Here is a 22113-nt window from a genome sequence, read left to right on the forward strand (position 1 = left end):
ATTTAGCTTTGATGCTGGAACGCTCTATTTTTTGCTTTCACGCATGTCGCGGAAAACCGGTTCCCACTTTTCCGCGACATGCTTTAGCTGCGCGGCGTCAGCTTCTCATCAATTTGGCGCGACAGTATGGCAGAGAACTCATCCGCAAAACCTTCGAGCCGGCCATTGACCTTACCCGCATCGCTCGAAAGCTTGTTGTAGGCGATAACTGCTGGAATAGCGGCAAGCAGACCAATAGCTGTTGCGAGCAGCGCTTCGGCGATACCCGGTGCCACCACCGCGAGATTGGTGTTCTTCGATGCAGCAATTGCCTGGAACGACGTCATAATACCAACAACCGTACCGAACAGGCCGATAAACGGAGCAGCAGAACCGATTGTAGCAAGAAAGCCTAGTCGCGATTCCAGCTTGTCGCTTTCTCGCGCCAGAGCCACATCCATTGCCTTGTCGATACGCATCTGAAGTGCAATCGGAGAACGTGCGCCCTTCTCAAACGACTTTTTCCACTCGCGCATGGCAGCCATGAAGATGGAGGCCATACCAGTCGTTCGGCGATCATTGAGATTGCGGTAAAGTTCTTCCAGTGACTGCCCGGACCAGAACGCCTGTTCAAAGCGATCAATCGCGCGACGCGCGCGTCCGTAAGCAACAATTTTGTCCACGATGATAGCCCAAGTCCAGACCGAGGCGACCACGAGACCAAGCATAACCAGCTTAACGACCCAGCCCGCCTGCATGAACAGGCCCCAGAGGGTAATATCGGCGGCAGGGGCCGCGAGCGCAACATTTTCCATCGATCTACCGTCCTCGAATCCAAACGCCCGGCCTCTTGACCGGGCGGCATCGCAAATTATTCAAGAAACATCCGCTTCCGAACGTCTCAACCTGCGCAGCTTTATCATTAGAGCGCCGTGCGTCCCTTGGGATGCACAAAGGACGCTCTAACAACTCAAGTTTATGCATAATTCCCTGAATTGAATTCATTCAAGGAATTATGCGGGAGCTATTTGCACACCCTGACGGATATGCTGACGCTCTACGCCACAACCGCCATTCCGGATTTCAACTTTAAATCCTCAAAGCGCTTGTTACGGTTAATTTTGGTGAAAGGAAGGCGCTGCGCTTCAACCCGGCCCTTCAACCGATTCCGTCATCATCATTAATGGAATATTATGGTTAAAGATGCGTTAGCATTTGCTGAGAAGGCGAGCTTGCCCGTTAATTATTGCAGGGCAACTCAAAAAATCAGTCGGCCTTCGTGAAAGCTTCGCGCCATTCATCCGGAATACGGCGGGGATGGCCCTGTTTGGTAATCATGACCGCTTCAACCTTGGCCTCCGACAGCAGCCGATCCCCACAAGTGATCTTCTGCGCCATGATTACGCGCGCGCCGCGAATCTCGCTCACCCGTGTTTCGACCAGGATGAGATCATCCATTTTTGCGGGCGATTTATAGTCGATTTCCATACGACGAACGACCCAGACCATTTCTTCGCCAAGCGCGCCTTCAGCAAGCTCGATATGGTTGACATCCTGCAAGCGCAGAAAATCGGTGCGGCCACGCTCGTAAAATTCGAGATAACGACCGTGATAGACGAAGCCGGAAAAATCCGTATCAGCATAATAGATGCGCGCATAAAGATAATGGGCACCGTCCCTCAACTCACCCGAAACAGATTGCGCTGCGGCTTGATCGATTTTATCCGTCATTCGTCTTCCATAAAAAGGCCGAACTGCGACTGCTGGACCACCTCGGCAGGTGCTGCCAGCCCCATATGTTGCCACGCGAGCGCAGTCAGAACACGTCCGCGCGGCGTGCGCTGCAGAAAGCCCTGCTGGATCATATAGGGTTCGATAATGTCTTCGATAGCATCACGCGGCTCAGACAAGCCGGCCGCAATGGTTTCAATCCCGACTGGGCCACCACCAAAATTACGGGCGATCATATCCAGATAACGCCGGTCAAGCTGGTCAAAGCCGCGATTATCCACTTCAAGCCGTGACAGAGCTTCGTCGGCAATCTTGCGATCTATGACATCAGCACCCGCGACCAGCGCAAAATCGCGCACACGTCGCAACAGACGGCCCGCAATACGCGGTGTCCCGCGCGAGCGGCGCGCTACTTCCAGAGCACCATCCGGCGAAATACCCATCTGCATAATGCGAGCACCACGGCGCACAATATATTCGAGCTCTTCAACCGTATAGAAATTGAGCCTTACCGGAATACCGAAACGATCACGCAAAGGCGTGGTCAGAAGACCAAGCCGCGTCGTTGCTGCGACCAGCGTAAACTTCGCCAGATCGATCTTGACCGAACGTGCTGCCGGGCCTTCCCCGATAATGAGGTCGAGCTGGAAATCTTCCATCGCCGGATAGAGGATTTCCTCAACGGCCGGGCTCAGTCGATGAATTTCATCAATAAAGAGTACATCGCGATCTTCAAGATTGGTCAGAAGGGCGGCCAGATCACCGGCCTTCGCAATCACCGGACCAGACGTTGAGCGGAAATTAACGCCAAGTTCCTTGGCCATGATTTGCGCGAGCGTCGTCTTGCCAAGTCCCGGAGGCCCCACAAAGAGCACATGATCGAGTGCTTCACCGCGAACCTTGGCAGCTTCGATGAACACTTTGAGATTGGCGCGCGCCGCCGCCTGCCCAACAAAATCGTTAAGCGTTTGTGGGCGCAAGGTGCTGTCGGCGTCTTCGCCACGCAAGTCAGCATCGATAAGAGGATTACGGTCGCTCATGGCTCCCTCCTCGCATGATCGCTGAAATCAGGCAAGTATCTCACCGCGACAGCTCCTTCAGGCCGAGGCGAATAAGCTTGGCCGAATCGGCATCATCACCGGCTTCCCTCAAAGCCGCAGCTACGGCATTCGCTGCCTGATCGCGCGAATAACCCAAATTGGAAAGTGCTGAAACCGCATCTGTTACGGGAGCAGAGGCTGCACCTGCGCCCAGCTCCTGCTTAAGGCCGATAGTCCCGCTTGCATCACCCGCAAAGGCAGGTGCCTTGTTCTTCAATTCAGTAACAATGCGCTCGGCCACCTTCTTGCCGACGCCCGGCGCACGCGAAACCATCGCGAGATCACGCAGTGCAATGGCATTGGCAAGCTCAGGTGGCGTCAATGTTCCAAGCACGGCAAGCGCCACCTTGGCACCCACGCCCTGCACATTCTGCAACAGACGAAACCATTCGCGTTCAAGCTGTGATCCGAAGCCATAGAGGCGGATCATGTCTTCGCGCACATAGGTCTCGATAAACAGAATAGCCGCCTCGCCTGCCCCACCCAGATTACCGAGCGTGCGGGCGGAACAAAAGGCAACATAGCCGACACCATGCACGTCAATAACAGCATGATCCTCAGCGATTTCATCGATCACGCCCTTAAGCTTGCCGATCATATCAGTGCTACCCCGCTAAAAGCGCATCCCGAAAGTGTAAAATGGTTTTCAGGACCAAATGCGCGTTAACTCAAAAGCGCCTGCATCCTGCGTGCGCTGACAATACTTTGCCGATGATGTGCGTGACAAATTGCGATGGCGAGCGCATCGGCAGCATCGCTGGTATCGAATGTTGCACGCGGCATCAAAACCTTCACCATCATATGAATCTGCTGCTTTTCGCCATGGCCAACGCCAATCACCGCCTTCTTGACAGCATTTGGCGCATATTCCGCAACCGGAAGTCCCGCCTGTGCCGGTGCCAATAGCGCAATGCCGCGCGCTTGCCCGAGCTTCAGCGTGGCCGTCGCATCCTTGTTGACGAATGTATGCTCAACCGCTGCTTCATGGGGCATGAATTCATGCAGGACTTTGGAAAGGCCCTCATGCAGCTGACAAAGCCGCGAAGCCAGATCCATTTCAGCATTCGAGGTTACCGTACCGGAAGCGATGAAATGCAGGGAATTTCCAAGCGATTCGACAACGCCCCAACCGGTGCGGCGGAGCCCTGGATCAATACCAATGATGCGAATCGTTTCTTTCATAAGTGAACCCTATCCTCAGACAGGTTCACTTGACAGTACAAAAGTGAACAAAAGAGAAACATACACATCTGCTGATGCAGGAAAACTGGGTAGATTTTGGCAGTGATTCGCCGAAAATGCCGTTCTTTGAGAACCGGAGCGGAGTGTACTAAAAGGTACATGAGTACCGGCAGCGCAAAAGAGCGTCATTTGCAGGCCATCACAGCCGAAATCTACCCAGTTTTCCTGCATCAGCAGTTTTTAAGAGGCGCCGAAAGCCGTCTTAAGCAACACAATCTGATCCGAAACCGGATTACCGCGTGGAGCACTTTGCAGTGAAACGACTTCACCATAAACATTACGATCCATGCGACGGACGCGTGCCTGAAGGCGGATTGAGCGTTCGATGAGTTCAATGAATGCGAATGGCAGTTCATTCCAGCCGGTCGCCACTTCACCAGCCGAAGGCGTATCAAGACGAACTTTCGCCTTCTCGGCCTCGACCTGCTGGCGAGACATTTCACCATTGCGAGCGGCGCGCTGCAACAGAAGCCAGGACGCCACCTGCATGAGACGGGTGGTCAGGCGCATCGATTCGGCAGCATAAAGCGTTGCGGCAACGCGCGAGAGATTACGCGCTTCTTCGCGGCCCTCACCGTCGAGATAGCTTGCGGCTTCCTCGACCATATCCATGCCTTCACTGTAAATCGGCTTGAAGGAATCCGAGAACACCATGCGTTCAGCAAGGCTGATCATGTTACCCGGCATCTGTCCCTGTTCGCTAATCACTGCTCTGCCACCTTACATGACCGCACAACGGGCGATCATTCTGTTGCTCGCATTCTCGTCAAATGAATGCGAATGAAATTATTGAACCGCTGTTCGACCATGGGGAGAGCTGGGACGGAACAGCTGCGTTAGACAAGTCCACGACAAACTGCACCTTCATGCACGGTCGCGCAAGTTTATGTTTAACGTTCGGTTAATATTTTTAGGCAGATTTAAACAAAGCGTGAAAAGTTTGGACGCCAGACAGTCCCACATGCACTTGATTCTATGAAGCGCATAAAAAAAGAGCCGCAAAGGCGGCTCTCAGGAGTTTAACAGGGAGGCGTCAAACAGAGTGGCTAAACCACTCGGTAAGAATCCAGCCGAACTGGATGTAAACCATTTAACGCCGTTAAGATTAATGAAGGGTTAATTTTACGTTCGAGCTGTGGAAAAATCGTTATTCTCAGAATACACCCAAACGAAAAAGCCGCCCGAAGGCGGCTTTTAAAACTGGCTTGTTAACCGCGCTGTAACGCAGGTTTTGGACTTGAAGTGACAGGAGACTTGGAACCCTCGGACACCAGAGGCTTCGCAGCAGGCTTCTTGCCCCAACCGATGGTTGGCAGCCACTCAAGATAATAAGCAAGTGCAAATTGCATCACCACGCCCGTTGCGATCAAGAGTGTATCATATGGCAGGCCACCTGGATTAATCAGCTTCATGACCTGTGCCACCATCGCCAATAGCGTACCCGCGATAAAGACGGGCAGCGAATGCTTGCCGAGAATAGCGAGCGGATTATCCGGTGCCGTGCGCGCGATGCTGTTCAGTGTCGGCACGACAGCAATCAGATAGGCCATCGCCAGTACATGCAGAAGACGCGGAGCAGAAAGAAAGGTCTTGTCGAAACCGGTCAGAACTGCCGGCATGCCCATTGATGCGTCAATGCCCCAAAGCGGAATACGAACCCAGGCCAGTGAGAGAACCAGATAACCAACTGCTACTGCAATCAGCGCAGGATGTGTTGGCAACTTACCACCGCGGCGCACATGGATGACGCCAGCAATACCAATTGCAAACAAGAACTGCCACGATAGCGGGTTAAGGAACCAGACGCCTCCGGTCGGATAGTTGATAGGCGCTACACCATAAAGGCCCGACAACAGCCAGACTGTGCCCGACACAGCAACCATCAGCGAAAGGCTGATGCGCGCAAGAAGTAGCAGCAGCGGCGTCATAAGAAGCATGACGGCATACATCGACAGAATGTTGTTATAGCCAAGCTGATGACCCAGCGTGACGAGACCCAGCAAAGATTCGACCGGCTGCTTGACCAGCGGGCCGATATTGATCTGGGTCAGAAGCTCACGATGCTTGAGGAAAATGGCGGCAGCAGCAAAAATGCCGATGGTCGCAAGCGTCGTCATAATATGCGCCGTATAAAGCACGCACGCACGGCGCCACATTTTCAATGTCAGCACGAGACGATTGCCTGGCGCAAATTTTCCGCCATAGGCCAACGCAACAGCCATGCCTGAAATCAGAACAAAAGCTTCGGCAGAATCAGAAAAGCCGAGATTCTTGTGCGTGAAGTGCTCATAAATCGTACCGGGTACATGATTGATGAAAATCGTAAGCAGGGCCAAAGCACGAAACACGTCGATGCGTGTATCGCGAACTTTTGGCACTATTTTCGCCGTTTCATTCGTCATTTCGCCTGCCTGCCGTTTGTTTTTCGTCTGCAATAGCGCAGCACTCATTGCCGTCTATATAGCTGGTAATTCCGGCGGAACCCGGTTGGTTCCAATCAACTTTCGTTCCAGTGGATAACATAATGCCAACATGAGACTTTCATCGCCCCCGAACATTGGCCCGCAAATGTCCTGAAAATGTAAAGGGGCTGTTCAATGAACCCCTCTTACTTTATGCCCGAATTCCATCAACATTTTTCGCTAGGTTTGGTTTATGAACGCGCCAACTGCTACAAAAGATAACGAACGCTGCCGCCTTTTGCTGGTTGCACCACCGATCTCAAATGGTGATGCGTTGGCGAAACTCCTGTCCGCAGCGCTTTCAGGTGGCGATGTCGCAAGCGTGATTCTCGACGGCGGCGATCTGGATGAAGCGACTTTTCAGGCATCTGCCCAAAAGGCCGTTGCCGTTATCCAGGAAAAAGGCGCTGCTGCAATCATTCTCAACGATACGCGTATTGCTGGCCGTGTCGGCGCCGATGGCATTCACATTGAAGGCAAGGCTGCAGAGCTTGCGGAAGCCATCGAGAAGCACACACCGAAATTCATCGTTGGAACGGGCAATCTTCGTGATCGTCACAGCGCTATGGAAATTGGTGAATTGCAGCCCGATTACGTTTTCTTTGGCAAAATTGGCGCGGATAACAAGCCAGATGCTCACCCTCGCAATCTGGCATTGGCCGAATGGTGGGCTGAACTGGTCGAAATTCCAAGCGTCGCACAGGCTGGAAATACAATTGAAAGCGTCATTGAAGCATCACAGACCGGTGCTGATTTTGTAGCCCTTGGCCGCGCAGTCTTTGAAGCAGAAGATCCTGCAAAGGCCGTAGCGGAAGCCAACCGCCTTCTTGATGAAAATGCCCCTCGTTTCGAAAACTAAATCCGCCAAGGTTTTGTACGCCCCCATGAAGAGCAGAATTCTTCTCGCCACGGCTTTGATCTTTGTCGCGTCCGTCCCTGCTGCAATGGCTGCAGGCGAACCGGCAAGCGCTCAAAAAAAGCATGACGGTAAAAGCGACAAGCCTGCGGAAAAGCCAAAGATGCTGCCGCAGCCAGCGTCGACAAACACTTTGCCTCACATCGATCCAAGCCGGTTCGGCGATAAACCTGCCGATGAAGCTTTTGGCGCCTATCAGCGCGGACTTTATTTGACGGCCTTCAATCTCGCCAAGCCACAGGCTGAAAAAGGTGACCCAGCATCGCAAACGCTTATCGCTGAAATCTATGCCCGTGGGCTGGGTGTGCCTGCCGATCAGAAGAAGGCTGCCGAATGGTATGCCAAGGCCGCAGAAAATGGCGTTAACGAAGCGCAGTTTCGTTACGCCGCCTTGCTGCTTCAGGGCCGATACATTCAGAAAGATGCCGCCAAGGCCACTCAACTGATGCAGAAAGCTGCCGAAGGCGGCAATGCTATGGCACAGTTCAATTACGGCCAGCTCGTCATGATGAAGGCATCCGGCAAGGCAGGAATTGATCAGGCCTTCCCATGGTTTGAAAAGGCTGCTGCAGCAAAACTGCCTGATGCAGAATATGCAGTCAGCCAGATTTACGCCAATGGCACTGACAAAATCGCAAAAGATGAAAAGAAGGCGCGGGAATATCTGCTTCTCGCTGCACGCAAAGGCTACGACACCGCTCAATATGATCTGGGACGCTGGCTGATCGAAGGTCGTGGCGGCGACCGCAATTACGAACAAGGCTTTGGCTGGATGCAGATTGCCGCCCAGCGCGGTATGGTCCTGGCACAGGCATGGCTCGCCCGTCTTTATCGTGATGGCATCGGTACAGATGGTGATCTGGTAAAATCTGCCGCCTGGTATGTCATCGCGCAGCGCGCCGGTTTCCATTCGCCCGATCTCAATGACATGATGGATGGCTTGTCCGACGAGCAACTCAAAGAAGCGATCCAGACCGCTAACAGCCTTCGCGTCCGCTAATCTCGGGCATCGTCCACTTTGAAAATGCAAAAAGCGCGTCACCAGAAGTGACGCGCTTTTTCATTCTTTGGAAGGGTATAGCCTTACTGACTTTCGTAAGCCTTCTTGCTGGCATCATAAACGTAGGTCGCAGCATCGGCAGCACCGAGCTCACGTGTCTTACCCGGCGCGGAAATTGTTGTTCCGCTGAAATTTACAACAAGTTTCGGCATATCGGACTTGTCATCAGGAGCGAAAGTCACCTCTCCCAGATTGGATATACATGGCATGACCTCGCCATCTGAACAGGCCGCACCATTATCTTCGCCCGCCAGAAGATAGCCGACATGTGTCCATGACTTGCCCAATGCAAATACATCATAGCCACTGTAAGACGTGCCACGGTCAAAACCAGCAATCGGGATTGCCAGCACCAGTTTACCTGCTGGCGTGCGATGTTCCACCGCCTTGCGATCGGTGTCGACCTCATCGGGCTTTTCATAAGATCCCATCGCACCGATATCTCGCGCGGCATGCTGGAGGGCCCACGATCCGTCAGAAAGCATGAAGGTTGCTTCAGACAGATTAACCTGCGCTTCGGGGGCCGCCTCTGCCTCGCCGGAATCACCCTGCTTTTCAAGAGTTTCCCAGGCAAAACCGGTGAAGTACTGCTTTCCATCGCGCTCAAACGCATGACCGAACCAGTAGGTCGCCGTCACGCCTTTTCCAACAACGTAGGAATCAGAACCATCGCCTGCAACATTGTAGATGGACTTCAAAACAGTTGCAGCGTCGGGCGCTGAAACCGCAGCATCGTGCTGATGCGCACTGACTGCTGGCGATGCTGCTGTCGCAAGCTCTGGAGCGGACATAACCGCAAAGGTAGAGACCAACAAACCTGCCACGGCAGAACGAACATATTGACGGCGAAACGCAGGCAATGCCTTCACAATGGTTCTCATATGTCTCTCCAAAATGTCTGCGGATAACATGAAGACTGGTTGCAGTGCCCTGCCCGCATGAGCGGCAAAACTACTGCGATAAACCAGATCTCCTGCGATCTCGCACGGGGAACTGGTGTTCGGACATAGGGCAGATTTTGGCATCAAGCCACAAGAAATTGCGATGAACCCCAGAGCCGCGCGATCGAAAATACCCGAAAAACCACCGCCTAATTGATGGATTTGACGCTGGTTTAGAGATTCAAAACGAGCTGAATGCTTGCTCAGGCTTGCACAAAGCCTCGTTTTATGGTCTTGGAGACCCGATTATCGTGGTTCGAGTTAAAGATGGACGCAATCCCCGAAATAAAGCGGGAGATTGCCTTTCTGTCGTGATGCGCCGGGCCGCAACAGTTTTCACATTTATTCCCGGATTAAGCTCATGAAGATCAATGGTAACGAAATCCGCCCCGGCAATGTCATCGAGCATGATGGCGGCCTGTGGGTTGCGGTCAAGACCAATGCGGTCAAGCCCGGCAAAGGCGGCGCCTACAATCAGGTTGAACTGAAGAACCTAATCACCGGCACCAAGCTCAATGAACGTTTCCGCGCTGCTGAAACCGTCGAGCGCGTTCGTCTGGAACAGAAGGATTTCTCGTTCCTCTACGAACAGGGTGAAGCGCTGATTTTTATGGATACCGAATCCTACGAACAGCTCGAACTCCTGAAAGATTTCGTTGGCGACCGCGCGGCCTTCCTTCAGGACGGCATGATGGTCACCGTTGAACTTTACGAAGAAAAGCCAATCGGCATCCGTCTTCCAGATCAGGTAACGCTCGCAATCACTGAAGCCGATCCGGTCGTCAAAGGCCAGACTGCTGCTTCTTCCTACAAGCCAGCTGTTCTTGAAAATGGCATCCGCATTCTGGTTCCGCCATTCATCGCATCTGGCGAGCGCGTCATCGTTGATACCAACGAGCTGACCTACATCAGCCGCGCATAAATATGCTTATCAACATGCGGCGCTTGTTTCAGGCGTCGCATGTTTCGTCACAGCCAAAGCGCATCCCGAAAAGTGCGAAGCTGTGACTGTTCTTTCTCAGATTACTCAATTCCCCGATTGTTTTCAGATGCCTTGGCGTCAGAAACATCAAGATGTCTACTATAAACTGTGTGATCCAGCTGGAAGCCACGTTTCGGGATCACGCCAAAAAGGATAAAAGAAATGGCCCGCTCAGCCCTTCTCAATGTCATGGTACAGGCCGCTATGAAGGCCGGCCGCAGCCTTGCGCGCGACTTCGGCGAAGTCCAGAACCTTCAGGTTTCCCTTAAAGGCCCCGGCGACTACGTCAGCCAGGCCGACCGCAAAGCGGAAAAGATCATCTACACGGAATTGAGCCGCGCCCGCCCTGATTTCGGCTTCCTGATGGAAGAATCGGGTGAGGTCGAATCCAAGGACGGTCAGCATCGCTGGCTGATTGATCCACTCGACGGCACCACCAACTTCCTGCACGGTATTCCAGTTTTCGCAGTCTCTATCGCTCTTGAGCGTCAGGGACAGATCGTTGCGGGCGTAATCTACAATCCAGCTATGGACGAACTCTACACGGCTGAACGCGGTGGTGGTGTGTTCCTCAATGATCGTCGTCTGCGTGTTGCGGCCCGTTCAAAGCTGGTCGATTGCGTAATCGGCACCGGCATACCGCATCTGGGTCGCGGCCATCACGGCCATTACCTGGTCGAACTGCGCAATGTCATGGCCGAAACGGCTGGCATTCGCCGCATGGGCGCTGTTGCCCTTGATCTGGCCTATGTTGCTGCGGGCCGTCTTGACGGTTTCTGGGAAGATGGCATGCATCCCTGGGATCTCGGCGCAGGTATGCTGATGATCCGCGAAGCTGGTGGCTTTATCTCCGATAAGAATGGCGGTCAGGATATCTTCGGCACCAAGACCATTGTTGCAGGCAATGAAGCCATTCATGGCGCACTGTTGAAGACCATCAAGAAACCTATCTAAAAACAAGCTCCATCACTTTATTGATCCACTCTTCTTTTTCTTTGGATCGAATCAACAAAGTGGACAAACAAAGCCGAGCGATAAATCGCTCGGCTTTGTCTTAATTTAATTATAAAACAACGAATTAGTATTAGAAATACGACAGAGCCTTACCGATAGCTTCAAGTACCTTCCCAAGTATATTCCACCAATGCATGATAATATCCCTTTCTATATTTGAGTGTACCAAGAATAAATAGCAAGATCTGAATAATTAAAAAGACCAATATTTTATTTAAATTGATATAACAATTTTTTATACTAAAAGAAGCATTCTCTAAAGTTATTTTAGCTACCAATATTAATATAAAAGCTGCATTGGAAGATTTGTTTTTGTCCGCATCGTAAAGCTGAGAGCCAACGTCATAAAGCTGTGCAATTTTCTTGTTTCAGATGATTCCGCTTCATGAACTAATGAAGTAGGATTCTGTTTGAGCACCCGACCATGGAGCAGGACGCATGAGCGATTTGAGACTTTCACGGGAACGACTGGACGATGCACGGGACTATGACCCCTACCGCCTGAGCAGCCCGAGAATTGTCATTCTCTCCATGGTCATCTTTCTCATCATTGTCGCTTTCCTGGCTGCGGTGCTGATGCGGCAGATCCATACATTCTTCGTCACCAATCCGGGCCTCAATGGCCTGATCTTCCTTGTGCTGCTCGTGGGAATTCTGCTGGCCTTTGGTCAGGTGCTGCGACTGCTCCCGGAAATCCGATGGGTTAATTCATTCCGAGACGGCGAACGCGACGGAGCCACGCGCCCGCCTGTACTGCTTGCTCCCATGCGTGCTTTGATCGGGCGCAGGCAATCCATGGCACTCACGACAGCGTCGATGCGCTCCATCCTTGATTCGATCGCCACACGCCTTGATGAAAGCCGCGATATATCGCGCTATCTGATCGGCCTTCTAGTGTTCCTCGGCCTGCTCGGCACTTTCTGGGGTCTGCTTGAAACCGTTGGTTCCATTGGACAAACCATTCAGTCACTGGACCCAAGTTCGGGTAGCACTACGGATGTGCTTGATTCGCTTAAAGCGGGCCTACAGGCACCCCTTTCCGGCATGGGCACTGCATTCTCCTCCTCACTCTTCGGCCTTTCCGGCTCGCTAATCTTAGGTTTTCTCGATCTGCAAGCAGGACGCGCGCAAAACCGTTTCTACACCGAACTGGAAAACTGGCTTTCATCAGTCACGGACCTTAGTTCCGATCTGACACCCGACGATAATCTTGGCGGTATTCGCAACCTCGCTGAACACGTGCAAAACCTGAAAGGGGGCGAGGCTTCCAGCCAGCGCACATCAGCAGCACTCGCCAATCTGGCTGAAGGAATTCAGGGCCTCGTCAAAAGCATGCGCAGCGAACAACAGATGATGCGTGACTGGGTCGAAAAACAGGCCGAGGAACAAAAAGCCATCCGCGAGACGCTGGACCGTCTTAACAAAGCCATCGGCTCGAAAACCGCAAACGAGCGTCCGACCGACAACAAGCGGACGGAGTAAGCATCATGGGTCTTGCTCGTAACCGCCGCCCACAGCGTCATGTCGATTATTGGCCAGGCTTTGTCGATGCGCTGACGACCCTGCTCCTGGCCATTATGTTCCTGCTGACGGTCTTCGTGCTGGGACAGTTTTTGCTAAGCCGCGATGTCGACAGTAAGGACAGCGCGCTGGCGCGTCTCAACAGCCAGATACAGGAACTGACACAGCTTCTGTCGCTTGAAAAAAGCAATTCGCAGGATATGCAGGACACGATTGCCAACTTGCAAGCCTCACTTTCAGGCGCTGAAAGCGAGCGTTCACGCCTGCAAGCTCTGCTCAATGAAGGAACCGGCGCGGGTGCTGCTGCAGAAAAGCGGGCGGGCGAACTCAGCCGGAGCCTTGATTCGGAAAAGCAGGTCAGTGCGCAGGCGCTTTCACAGGTTGAGCTCCTCAATCAGCAGATTTCTGCGCTTCGGCGCCAGATAGCCGCGCTTGAAGATGCGCTCAATGCTTCCGAATCGCGTGACCGCGAATCGAATGCCAAGATTGCCGACCTTGGCCGCCGGCTCAATGTGGCGCTGGCGCAGCGCGTGCAGGAACTCAACCGCTATCGGTCGGATTTCTTCGGCCGCCTGCGTGCGATTCTTTCTGACAAGGAAAACATCCGCATTGTCGGCGACCGCTTCGTGTTCCAGTCGGAAGTGCTTTTCCCGACAGGCTCATCTGACCTCAACCCTGCGGGTCAGGACGAAATGAAAAAGCTCGCTGATGCGGTTATCACGCTCAATCAGGAAATCCCGGACGATATAAACTGGGTTCTGCGCGTGGATGGACATACCGATAATGTGCCGCTTGCAGGCACCGGGCGCTTCCGCGACAACTGGGAGCTTTCGTCGGCGCGTGCGACGGCTGTGGTCAAATATCTGATCGCCAATGGCGTTCCAGCCAATAGGCTCGTCGCAGCCGGCTTTGGCGAATATCAGCCACTCGATAGTTCAGACGCACCAGATTCCCGCGCCAGAAACCGTCGTATCGAGTTGAAACTGACTGAGAGATAAAAGAGCTCATCCCAAAAAGGGTGAGGCGGTCTTCGGATAAGATGCACGTGAATTAAAGCATTTCCAGCAAAAGCGGGAACCGGTTTTGCGTTCGGAAATGCGTAAAAACAAATAGTTACAGCGGTTACAACGATTCAATATTAACTGGAACCGCTGTAAAGGGGGCTTTCGCCCCCCTTCACATTAAATACCAAAGGCTCCAGCGCCTGCCTCAAACTGCAACTTGGCAAGGCGCGCATAAATACCGCCCTGAGCAACAAGTGTTTGATGCGTGCCTTCTTCCACAATTCGACCCTTGTCGAGCACCAGAATACGGTCGGCTTTAAGCACGGTTGCCAGACGGTGAGCAACGACTAGCGTTGTGCGATTGTCCATCAGAACATCGAGCGCCTTTTGCACCAGCATTTCGCTTTCGGCATCCAGCGCAGATGTCGCTTCATCGAGCAGCAAGATTGGTGCAGCACGTAAGACAGCGCGCGCTATAGCAATGCGCTGTCGCTGACCACCGGAAAGCGTAACGCCGCGTTCGCCCACCTCTGTGTCATAACCCTTGTCGAGTGCCAGAATGAAATCATGCGCCAAGGCGGCCTTCGCGGCAGCTTCAATGTCTGCATCGCTCGCACCAGGTCTGCCGAAGCCAATGTTCTCGCGAATGCTGGTTGCAAAGATTGCTACGTCCTGTGGAACAACAGCAATGCGCGCGCGCACAGCGACCGGATCCGCTTCAGGCAGTGCCACGCCGTCCATCCGTATAGAACCCGTCTGAGGGTCGTAATAGCGCATCACCAGCGAGAAGATTGTGCTTTTACCAGCACCTGATGGCCCAACGATCGCAACCGTCTCACCGGGCTTTACAGTGAAGCTCACGCCATTGAGTGACGGAGCGTCCGGGCGTGAAGGGTAAGAAAAATGCACCGCATCGAAGCTGATTTCGCCACGCGGCGGCTCCGGCAATGCGACCGGCTTCAAAGGCGCTGCAATATCGGGATTCTCATCCAGTATTTCTGCAAGCCGCTCTGTAGCGCCCGCTGCCTGCGCAAGTTCGCCGCCCACTTCTGAAAGCGCACCAAACGCACTGGCCGCAAAGACGGCATAGAGAACGAACTGGCCCAATGTCCCCGCAGTCATAGTGCCGGAAAGCACATCACGCGAACCGAACCAGAGCACTGCAACAACACTCGAAAAGATCAGGAAAATTGCAAAGCCGGTCAGGATTGCGCGGGCCTTGATCGAAGACCTTGCAGCCTGATAGGCCTTTTCGACCGCACCCGCAAAACGACCCACCACCATATTTTCATTGGTAAAGGCCTGCAAAGTGCGCATGGCACCGATTTGTTCGCTGGCATAGGCATTGGCGTGGGCAAGCATATCCTGCGTCATGCGCGAGCGACGGCGTACAGAACGCCCAAATGCAATCAGCGGGATAACGATCAGCGGAATGGCTCCAATCACCAGTGCCGAGAGCTTCGGGCTTGTGATCACCATCATGATGAGCGCGCCAATGCCCAAAATAAGATTCCGGAGCGCAACAGAGGCAGTCGCGCCAACAACTGACTTGATCTGCGTGGTATCGACAGACAGGCGCGAAACGATTTCGCCCGATTGCGAGCGGTCAAAGAATTCCGGCGAAAGACTCGTCACATGCGAAAACACCGCATTGCGTAAGTCGGCAACCACACGTTCGCCAAGCGAGATCACGAAGAAATAGCGAAGCCCCGAGGCAACAGCCAAAACGAGCGCGAGTGCCACAAGCATGCCAAAGTAATTATTGACGAAGATAGCATTGGCACCCGTGAAGCCGTGGTCGATCATCCGGCGCACAGCGACTGGAACGGCAAGCGTCGTCACGGCAGCAAGAACCAGCGAGAAAAGAGCGCCCACAACCAGAATCTTATAGCGTGAAAGGAAGGGAACCATGCGCTTCAGAGGCTTCAGCGAGCGGCGTTTACGGCCTTCCTGTGCATCGAAATCGGGATTCATGCGAATTTGACTGTCTCTGCTGGCCATTCTTGAGATTGCGCCCTTGTTATTGCTGTGCGCCTGATGTATAGGCTCGCCAACCCTTTTGGAAGCCGTTGCCTGCAAGTAACGGGTCTTCATATCTGCCATTGGGCGAAAGTGCCGCAGTTTTTAACATTAGAGCTGGGCTTTTCTTCCCAGACTTTCAGGATTGAGAAGATGAAAGCTGATATCCATCCCGACTACCACACCATCAAGGTCGTGATGACCGATGGCACTGAATATTCAACCCGCTCTACCTGGGGCAAGGAAGGCGATACGATGAATCTCGATATCGATCCATCCACGCATCCAGCATGGACCGGTGGTTCGCAGACCCTGCTTGATCGCGGTGGCCGCGTAACCAAGTTCAAGAACCGTTTCGGCAATCTCGGTATCTAATACCGTCATTGATGAACTTACGAAAAACCTCGCTTCGGCGAGGTTTTTTGTTGCGGCTTTTAAAGTACGAACAAACGCTCTAATCTTTACTCCAATGATGATGAGAGCGCTTTCAGGCATAATGATTACCGGCACGTCTCATGTCGGCAAAACTTCTTTTGCTCACCGGCTTGCTGATAAGCTTGGATGGACCATCATTTCGACAGATGAACTTGCCCGTCATCCCGGACGTCCGTGGCCCACAGTTCGCCCCACAATCGCTGAATATTATCAACGCCTGTCATCAGAGACGATTCACTGGTTTCTGAAAGTGCACCATAAAAATATCTGGCCTGTTATCAGGCGAAAAATTGAAGATGAAATCCACGCCGGAAGGCCTTTCATCTTTGAAGGCGCAGCGCTACGCCCCGAATATCTTGCAACGCTCAACCCGGCCTTCACGAGCTGCATTTGTCTTTATGCGGAAGCCGATTTTCTGCAAGAGCGAATGCGCAGCGAAGCTGGTTACAGCAGAGCCGACGCCCTTCATCAGGCTATCATCGATAAATTCATTGAACGCTCTCTCCGTGAAAACATTGAAATGCAAGCTGCCGCACAAACTCACCATATGAAATTGGTGAATGTGGCTGATAGCGGCGCAATGGATGAGCTTTATGACGAATTAAAGCATTTCCAGCAAAAGTGGGAACCGGTTTTGTGTTCGGAAATGCGTAAAAACAAATAGTTACAGCGGTTCCAACGATTCAATATTAACCGGAACCGCTGTATTGCGGTAAGCGACCCCCAACTCTTCAGCACAATAAAAAAACTCCCGGACAAACCGGGAGTTTTCCAATCCAGAACTGAAAGCCGAAATCAGGCGCTCAGCTTTTCCATGATTTCTTCGCTGACTTCGAAGTTCGTGTAAACGTTCTGCACATCGTCATCGTCTTCGAGTGCATTGAGCAGCTTGAGGACAGAGCGTGCCTTTTCCTCATCAAGTTCAGTATTGGTCTGCGGCTTCCAGATCGTCTTGATCGATTCGGCTTCACCCAATGAGGCTTCGAGGGCCTTGGAGACGTCACCGATGTCTTCAAAGGCGCAAAGGATCACATGATCTTCCTCGCCCGACTGAACATCCTCAGCGCCAGCTTCAATGGCTGCTTCCATGACCTTATCGGCATCACCGACTTCGGCCTTGTAGACGATTTCGCCAACGCGATCGAACATGAAGGATGCAGAACCGGTTTCGCCAAGCGCGCCGCCCGACTTCGTGAAAGCAGCACGCACATTCGATGCGGTACGATTGCGGTTGTCGGTCAGGGCTTCGACGATCACCGAAACACCACCCGGGCCGCGGCCTTCGTAACGCACTTCATCATAGTTTTCACCGTCATTGCCGGCGGCCTTCTTGATGGCGCGTTCGATATTGTCTTTCGGCATAGACTGCGCCTTGGCGTTCTGAATTGCCAGACGCAGGCGCGGGTTCATCAATGGGTCAGGCAGACCCTGCTTGGCAGCGACAGTAATTTCGCGTCCGAGCTTGGAAAACATTTTCGACCGCACGGCATCCTGGCGCCCTTTGCGGTGCATGATATTCTTAAACTGTGAATGGCCAGCCATGGCACCCCTGTTCTGTTCTAATGAAGCGCACGGAGAAAGCGTCACATGAGAATAGGGCAGGCCACAGCTCGGGCCACCGTGCTTTCCGTGCAGAATGCGCGCGTTATAAGGAATTGAGCCTCATTCGTCCAGCAAAAGCGCTAATTTGCTGATTCCTATGTCGATAATGCACTTAAGTCTCGACGTGATGTTGCAAACAAATTATCTATAAAATCATGAATCAGCGCTCCAGTGAAACTCCCGGCGAAACCATTGCCGTCCGCATCAGCCGCATCCTCGCGGATCGCATCATTGCGGGTGAGATTGAGCCGGGCAGCAAACTGCGGCAGGATCATATTGCCGAAGAGTTCGAAACCAGCCATGTGCCTGTGCGCGAGGCGTTTCGGCGGCTTGAAGCTCAGGGGCTTGCTGTGTCGGAACCGCGCCGGGGCGTGCGGGTTGCATCATTTGATATCAGCGAACTCCACGAAGTTGCCGAAATGCGAGCAGCGCTTGAAGTGCTGGCGCTACGTCACGCGGCCCCGCATATCACCCGCGCCACACTTGATGCCGCAGAACAGGCAACCCTTGAAGGCGATAAATCGCGCGACGTAAAAAGCTGGGAAGATGCCAATCGCCGGTTTCACCGATTGATTCTCGACCCCTGCAACATGCCGCGCCTGCTTGCCGCGATAGATGATCTCCACGCGGCCAGCGCCCGCTTTCTGTTTGCTACCTGGCGCTCCGAATGGGAAACCCGAACAGATCACGATCACCGCGCGATTCTGACAGCACTCCGGCAAAATGATGTCGATGTCGCTGCGACGATTCTTTCCCGCCATGTGCAGTGGATTGGCCATCGTCCGGTCAAGACCGCTTCCGGCAAAACACGCGATTCCTTCGCTATCGTCGGCTGACCAATTTAAAGTCACAGCTATAAATCTTTGATTTCCGGGCACTTTGCGCCTCGTGATCAGTGAATTATATATTTTATTAATTTCACACTTGCCAAATCCAGCGTTTCGCTGGAATTTAAATAGATCGAATCTTATTTTTATCTATAATTTGAGGACGCTATGGTAAGCATCACGCAACCACGCTCAACGTTCAGCCCACTCAATCTTGAATCCCGTTCACCGGCAATGCGTCTCGCAGCCATTGCACTCGGCACATTGGCTCTGGCGATTTCATCACAGGTCGCGGTGCCGATGATTCCCGTCCCAATCACGCTGCAAACACTGATCGTTCCACTGATTGGTGCACTATATGGCTGGCGTCTTGGCCTTGTTACGGTTCTGGCATGGCTCGGCGAAGCCATGATCGGCTTGCCAGTTCTGGCTGGTGGCGCTGGTGGCATCCAGCATTTTGCGGGCCCAACGGCGGGCTATCTTGTCTCGTTTCCGATCATCGCAGCAATGACAGGCTATCTGGCAGAACGCGGCTGGAATGGTAAGCGTGTAGGCCTAGCTTTTGTATCGTTTCTTGCCGCCAATCTTCTCTGCCTTGCACTGGGTGCAATGTGGCTTGCAGGTGCTATCGGCATTGAGAAGGCCGTCGCCTTCGGCGTAACGCCATTCCTCATCGGCGCGCTCATAAAGTCAGCCCTCAGTGCTGCTATTCTCAAAGCTGCCGCACGCTAACTCAAACATAACAAAGCCGCCCTCTTCAAAAGAGGGCGGCTTTTTCGTACCTGAAAACTTTACTGCTTTCGCCTGCGTCGAGCCAGCATATTGAGAGCCTCGACCAGCGCCGAAAAGCCCATAGCCGCGTAAATATAGCCCTTTGGCACATGGAAGCCAAAACCATCGGCAATCAGCGTCATACCGATCATCAACAGGAAACCCAGTGCCAGCATCACAATGGTTGGATTGTTGGCAATGAACCGCGACAGCGGATCGGCAGCAAGCAGCATGACTGTAACGGCGGCGAGCACAGCAATAACCATAATCGCAATCTCGTCGGTCATACCGACAGCGGTAATGATCGAATCGACGGAGAACACGAGATCGAGTATCAATATCTGCACAATGGCGGCACTCATCGTCAGCTGAACGACCTTGCCGCCAATGTTCTCCTTACCGTCTTCCGGATCGACAGTGTGGTGAATTTCCTTGGTCGCCTTCCAGACGAGGAAAAGACCACCAGCGATGAGAATTATATCACGCCAGGAGAAACCATGATCGAAGGCGTGGAAGACCGGTTCTTTGAGCTGCACAATGATTGAGATCGTAAACAGCAATGCCAGACGCAAAATGAGCGCTGCACCAATGCCAATGCGCCGTGCTTTGGATTGCAATTCAGCGGGAAGCTTATTGGTCAGAATCGATATGAAAATAAGATTGTCGATGCCAAGGACGACTTCCATCGTCACCAGCGTGATCAGTGCGGCCCATCCGCCTGGACTTGAAAGAAATGCCAGATGCTCGGCAAAAAACTCCATTGAGTCGTGTCCCCTTACGAAAGCTCATCGCAAGGAAATAGGAACTCCGCAAAAGCGTTCAACGGGCGGCGATCCCCTATCTGCAATCAGCAGCCCCATTGACGATAACTTCGTAAATCAGCACAAAATGAAGCGTTACAGCGGTTCCAGTTAAGACTTAATCGTTGGAACCGCTGTAACTATTTGTTTTTACGCATTTCCGAACGCAAAACCGGTTCCCACTTTTGGCTCAGATGCTTTATTTCCAGAATTCCGGAATGGCCTCTTCAAGCCTTGCGCCGATACGCAAAGGAGCCACTTTTTCGGCAAGACCCGTACGGTCGGAAATCTCGATCCCGACACCGCAAATTGTCGCTGGGCCGCTGGCCGCTTCAAAACGGCCTTTGGGTACTTTCGACAAAAAGCGATTGAGCGGCTCTTCCTTATCCATACCAAGCGACGAGTCATAGTCGCCGCACATGCCTGCATCAGACATATAAGCAGTGCCATTGCGCAGTATCTGGCAATCAGCGGTCGGCACATGGGTATGCGTTCCAACAACGGCGCTGGCCCGCCCATCGACGAAATGGCCGAAGCACTGCTTTTCACTGGTTGCTTCCGCATGGAAATCGAAGAACACCGCATCCGCCTGTTCACCAAGCGGGCAAGCTTCAAGGATCTTCTCGGCAGCGATGAAAGGATCATCGAGGTCCGGATGCATGAACACGCGGCCCATCACATTGGACACCAGCACGCGCGCGCCGTTCTTCGCAATGAAGAGCCCCTCGCCTTTACCCGCTGTTCCTTTCGGAAAATTGGCCGGACGCAGAAACCGATCTTCACGCTTGGAAAAATCCAGCGCTTCGCGCTGATCCCATACGTGGTTTCCCGTCGTCACCACATCCGCGCCTGCGCGGATCGTGTCGTGAAAAATTTCTTCGGTTATGCCGAAGCCGCCAGCGGCGTTTTCACCGTTGACGATCACAAAATCCAGCTTGAGATCAGAGATCAGCCCCGGCAGCTTTTCATAGACCGCCGTGCGCCCCGACCGGCCCACCATGTCACCAAGAAAAAGTAATCTCATAAATGCGTCTTTATCAGCCCTGATTGAATGAGCGCAAGCCGGTCTCGGTCAGTATATGGTGAAGAGCAATGTCGTGCGGCTCATTGGGCACATGTGGCACTTCCTGGCAGTCAAAAGCCATCCCGACTAACAGCGGCTCCAGACCGCGTTCGGCAAAGCGAGCCAGCGCTCGGTCATAATGCCCAGCACCATAACCCAACCGATGTCCACGCTTGTCAAAACCCGCCAGCGGCATCAGCATGATCGCAGGATCGACCAGCGGTGCATTTTTGTCTGGTCCCATGGTACCGAAACCTGTTTGAACGAGTTCCGCATCGGGTAGAAATTCACGAAAAGCAATCGTTACCTTGTCGAGCACAACAGGCAGGCAGAGCCGCACACCCTTTTCACGCATGTAAGACAACAACGGGCGCGGATCGATCTCTGAACGGATTGGCCAGTAACCAGCGATCATCATGCCTTTGAGGGCAACGATAGCCGTTTCAGCCTTCTTCGCTGCCGACAAGGAAGCCTCATAGCGAAACCGGGGATCAAGTGCGTCACGGCGCGAAAGCACCTCACGCCTTAATGCCTGCTTGTCATCGCCTCGTGGCTGTCCGTGGTCGTTCATTGCAGCGCCCTCCAGTGATTTTGCTAAAGCATGTCGTGTTTAATCATATCCATGCAACACGATTTAAGCCCTT

At 53.1% G+C, this 22113-nt stretch carries 23 protein-coding genes; 10 read left to right on the forward strand and 13 right to left on the reverse strand.

The genetic code is table 11. The annotated features are described in order from the left end of the window. Nucleotides 1-83 precede the first annotated feature (83 nt). From tolQ to CES85_RS19065, 7 genes are all read right to left on the reverse strand, one after another. On the reverse strand, nucleotides 84-794 hold the full coding sequence (tolQ, locus tag CES85_RS19035) for a protein TolQ (protein ID WP_024895714.1): 711 nt from the start codon (nucleotides 792-794) through the stop codon (nucleotides 84-86). Nucleotides 795-1245: 451 nt separating this feature from the next. Beyond that, nucleotides 1246-1710 carry a YbgC/FadM family acyl-CoA thioesterase gene (locus CES85_RS19040; protein WP_095447325.1) on the reverse strand — a complete coding sequence of 155 codons (465 nt, stop codon included), beginning with the start codon at nucleotides 1708-1710 and terminating at the stop codon, nucleotides 1246-1248. Then, nucleotides 1707-2750, reverse strand: a complete 1044-nt coding sequence (gene ruvB, locus CES85_RS19045) for a Holliday junction branch migration DNA helicase RuvB (RefSeq protein WP_095447326.1) — start codon at nucleotides 2748-2750, stop codon at nucleotides 1707-1709. The genes CES85_RS19040 and ruvB overlap by 4 nt, the downstream gene beginning before the upstream one ends. Nucleotides 2751-2790: 40 nt before the next feature. Then, complete coding sequence (gene ruvA, locus CES85_RS19050; RefSeq protein ID WP_095447327.1) at nucleotides 2791-3408, reverse strand: Holliday junction branch migration protein RuvA; 618 nt, start codon at nucleotides 3406-3408, stop codon at nucleotides 2791-2793. 65 nt (nucleotides 3409-3473) lie between these two features. Further along, a complete protein-coding gene (ruvC, locus tag CES85_RS19055; RefSeq protein WP_095447328.1) occupies nucleotides 3474-3992 on the reverse strand; it encodes a crossover junction endodeoxyribonuclease RuvC in 519 nt (172 codons plus the stop codon). Between the two features lie 240 nt (nucleotides 3993-4232). Then, on the reverse strand, nucleotides 4233-4739 hold the full coding sequence (rcdA, locus tag CES85_RS19060) for a protease adaptor protein RcdA (RefSeq protein WP_095447972.1): 507 nt from the start codon (nucleotides 4737-4739) through the stop codon (nucleotides 4233-4235). Between the two features lie 521 nt (nucleotides 4740-5260). Beyond that, nucleotides 5261-6454: an OpgC family protein gene (locus tag CES85_RS19065; protein WP_095447973.1), complete on the reverse strand. Its 1194-nt coding sequence runs from the start codon at nucleotides 6452-6454 to the stop codon at nucleotides 5261-5263. Nucleotides 6455-6707: 253 nt separating this feature from the next. On the opposite strand from CES85_RS19065, the gene CES85_RS19070 reads away from it, so the two are divergent. Further along, on the forward strand, nucleotides 6708-7373 hold the full coding sequence (locus tag CES85_RS19070) for a thiamine phosphate synthase (RefSeq protein WP_095447329.1): 666 nt from the start codon (nucleotides 6708-6710) through the stop codon (nucleotides 7371-7373). A gap of 25 nt (nucleotides 7374-7398) precedes the next feature. After that, nucleotides 7399-8430 carry a tetratricopeptide repeat protein gene (locus CES85_RS19075; protein WP_095447330.1) on the forward strand — a complete coding sequence of 344 codons (1032 nt, stop codon included), beginning with the start codon at nucleotides 7399-7401 and terminating at the stop codon, nucleotides 8428-8430. 83 nt (nucleotides 8431-8513) lie between these two features. Here CES85_RS19075 and CES85_RS19080 read toward each other — a convergent pair whose 3' ends face one another. Beyond that, entirely contained in the window at nucleotides 8514-9371 is an 858-nt protein-coding gene (locus CES85_RS19080) for a hypothetical protein (RefSeq protein WP_191793446.1), read from the reverse strand. A gap of 421 nt (nucleotides 9372-9792) precedes the next feature. Here CES85_RS19080 and efp point away from each other — a divergent pair, with 421 nt between their 5' ends. The 4 genes from efp (at nucleotide 9793) to CES85_RS19100 (ending at nucleotide 13946) form a co-directional block, all read left to right on the forward strand. Further along, on the forward strand, nucleotides 9793-10353 hold the full coding sequence (gene efp, locus CES85_RS19085; RefSeq protein WP_095447331.1) for an elongation factor P: 561 nt from the start codon (nucleotides 9793-9795) through the stop codon (nucleotides 10351-10353). Nucleotides 10354-10575: 222 nt separating this feature from the next. After that, on the forward strand, nucleotides 10576-11367 hold the full coding sequence (locus CES85_RS19090) for an inositol monophosphatase family protein (RefSeq protein WP_095447332.1): 792 nt from the start codon (nucleotides 10576-10578) through the stop codon (nucleotides 11365-11367). Nucleotides 11368-11865: 498 nt separating this feature from the next. Next, nucleotides 11866-12909: a MotA/TolQ/ExbB proton channel family protein gene (locus tag CES85_RS19095; RefSeq protein WP_095447333.1), complete on the forward strand. Its 1044-nt coding sequence runs from the start codon at nucleotides 11866-11868 to the stop codon at nucleotides 12907-12909. A gap of 5 nt (nucleotides 12910-12914) precedes the next feature. Continuing rightward, nucleotides 12915-13946, forward strand: a complete 1032-nt coding sequence (locus tag CES85_RS19100; RefSeq protein WP_095447334.1) for a peptidoglycan -binding protein — start codon at nucleotides 12915-12917, stop codon at nucleotides 13944-13946. 183 nt (nucleotides 13947-14129) lie between these two features. Here CES85_RS19100 and CES85_RS19105 read toward each other — a convergent pair whose 3' ends face one another. Then, nucleotides 14130-16055: an ABC transporter transmembrane domain-containing protein gene (locus CES85_RS19105; RefSeq protein ID WP_095447335.1), complete on the reverse strand. Its 1926-nt coding sequence runs from the start codon at nucleotides 16053-16055 to the stop codon at nucleotides 14130-14132. A 69-nt stretch (nucleotides 16056-16124) separates the two neighbouring features. On the opposite strand from CES85_RS19105, the gene rpmE reads away from it, so the two are divergent. Beyond that, entirely contained in the window at nucleotides 16125-16346 is a 222-nt protein-coding gene (rpmE, locus tag CES85_RS19110) for a 50S ribosomal protein L31 (protein WP_094505480.1), read from the forward strand. Nucleotides 16347-16443: 97 nt separating this feature from the next. Beyond that, on the forward strand, nucleotides 16444-17070 hold the full coding sequence (locus tag CES85_RS28330; protein ID WP_095447975.1) for an AAA family ATPase: 627 nt from the start codon (nucleotides 16444-16446) through the stop codon (nucleotides 17068-17070). A 131-nt stretch (nucleotides 17071-17201) separates the two neighbouring features. Here CES85_RS28330 and CES85_RS19120 read toward each other — a convergent pair whose 3' ends face one another. Then, nucleotides 17202-17948: a YebC/PmpR family DNA-binding transcriptional regulator gene (locus tag CES85_RS19120; protein ID WP_095447336.1), complete on the reverse strand. Its 747-nt coding sequence runs from the start codon at nucleotides 17946-17948 to the stop codon at nucleotides 17202-17204. 215 nt (nucleotides 17949-18163) lie between these two features. Here CES85_RS19120 and CES85_RS19125 point away from each other — a divergent pair, with 215 nt between their 5' ends. Together CES85_RS19125 and CES85_RS19130 are read left to right on the forward strand one after the other, a co-directional pair. After that, the gene (locus tag CES85_RS19125; RefSeq protein WP_095447337.1) at nucleotides 18164-18844 is read left to right on the forward strand and encodes a GntR family transcriptional regulator; all 681 of its coding nucleotides are present in this window, start codon (nucleotides 18164-18166) and stop codon (nucleotides 18842-18844) included. A 159-nt stretch (nucleotides 18845-19003) separates the two neighbouring features. Then, nucleotides 19004-19567, forward strand: a complete 564-nt coding sequence (locus tag CES85_RS19130) for a biotin transporter BioY (protein WP_095447338.1) — start codon at nucleotides 19004-19006, stop codon at nucleotides 19565-19567. Nucleotides 19568-19626: 59 nt separating this feature from the next. On the opposite strand, the gene CES85_RS19135 is transcribed toward CES85_RS19130, so the two are convergent. The 3 genes from CES85_RS19135 to CES85_RS19145 all read right to left on the reverse strand — a co-directional run bounded on the left by CES85_RS19135 (nucleotide 19627) and on the right by CES85_RS19145 (nucleotide 22040). Then, nucleotides 19627-20367 (reverse strand): TerC family protein, encoded by a 741-nt coding sequence (locus tag CES85_RS19135; protein ID WP_095447339.1) that lies wholly within the window; start codon nucleotides 20365-20367, stop codon nucleotides 19627-19629. A gap of 238 nt (nucleotides 20368-20605) precedes the next feature. Further along, nucleotides 20606-21430: a TIGR00282 family metallophosphoesterase gene (locus CES85_RS19140; protein ID WP_095447340.1), complete on the reverse strand. Its 825-nt coding sequence runs from the start codon at nucleotides 21428-21430 to the stop codon at nucleotides 20606-20608. A gap of 13 nt (nucleotides 21431-21443) precedes the next feature. Further along, nucleotides 21444-22040 carry a 5-formyltetrahydrofolate cyclo-ligase gene (locus CES85_RS19145; protein ID WP_095447341.1) on the reverse strand — a complete coding sequence of 199 codons (597 nt, stop codon included), beginning with the start codon at nucleotides 22038-22040 and terminating at the stop codon, nucleotides 21444-21446. Between the last annotated feature and the right edge of the window lie 73 nt (nucleotides 22041-22113).

Source organism: Ochrobactrum quorumnocens, from assembly GCF_002278035.1.
In the GTDB taxonomy this organism is placed as follows: domain Bacteria; phylum Pseudomonadota; class Alphaproteobacteria; order Rhizobiales; family Rhizobiaceae; genus Brucella; species Brucella quorumnocens.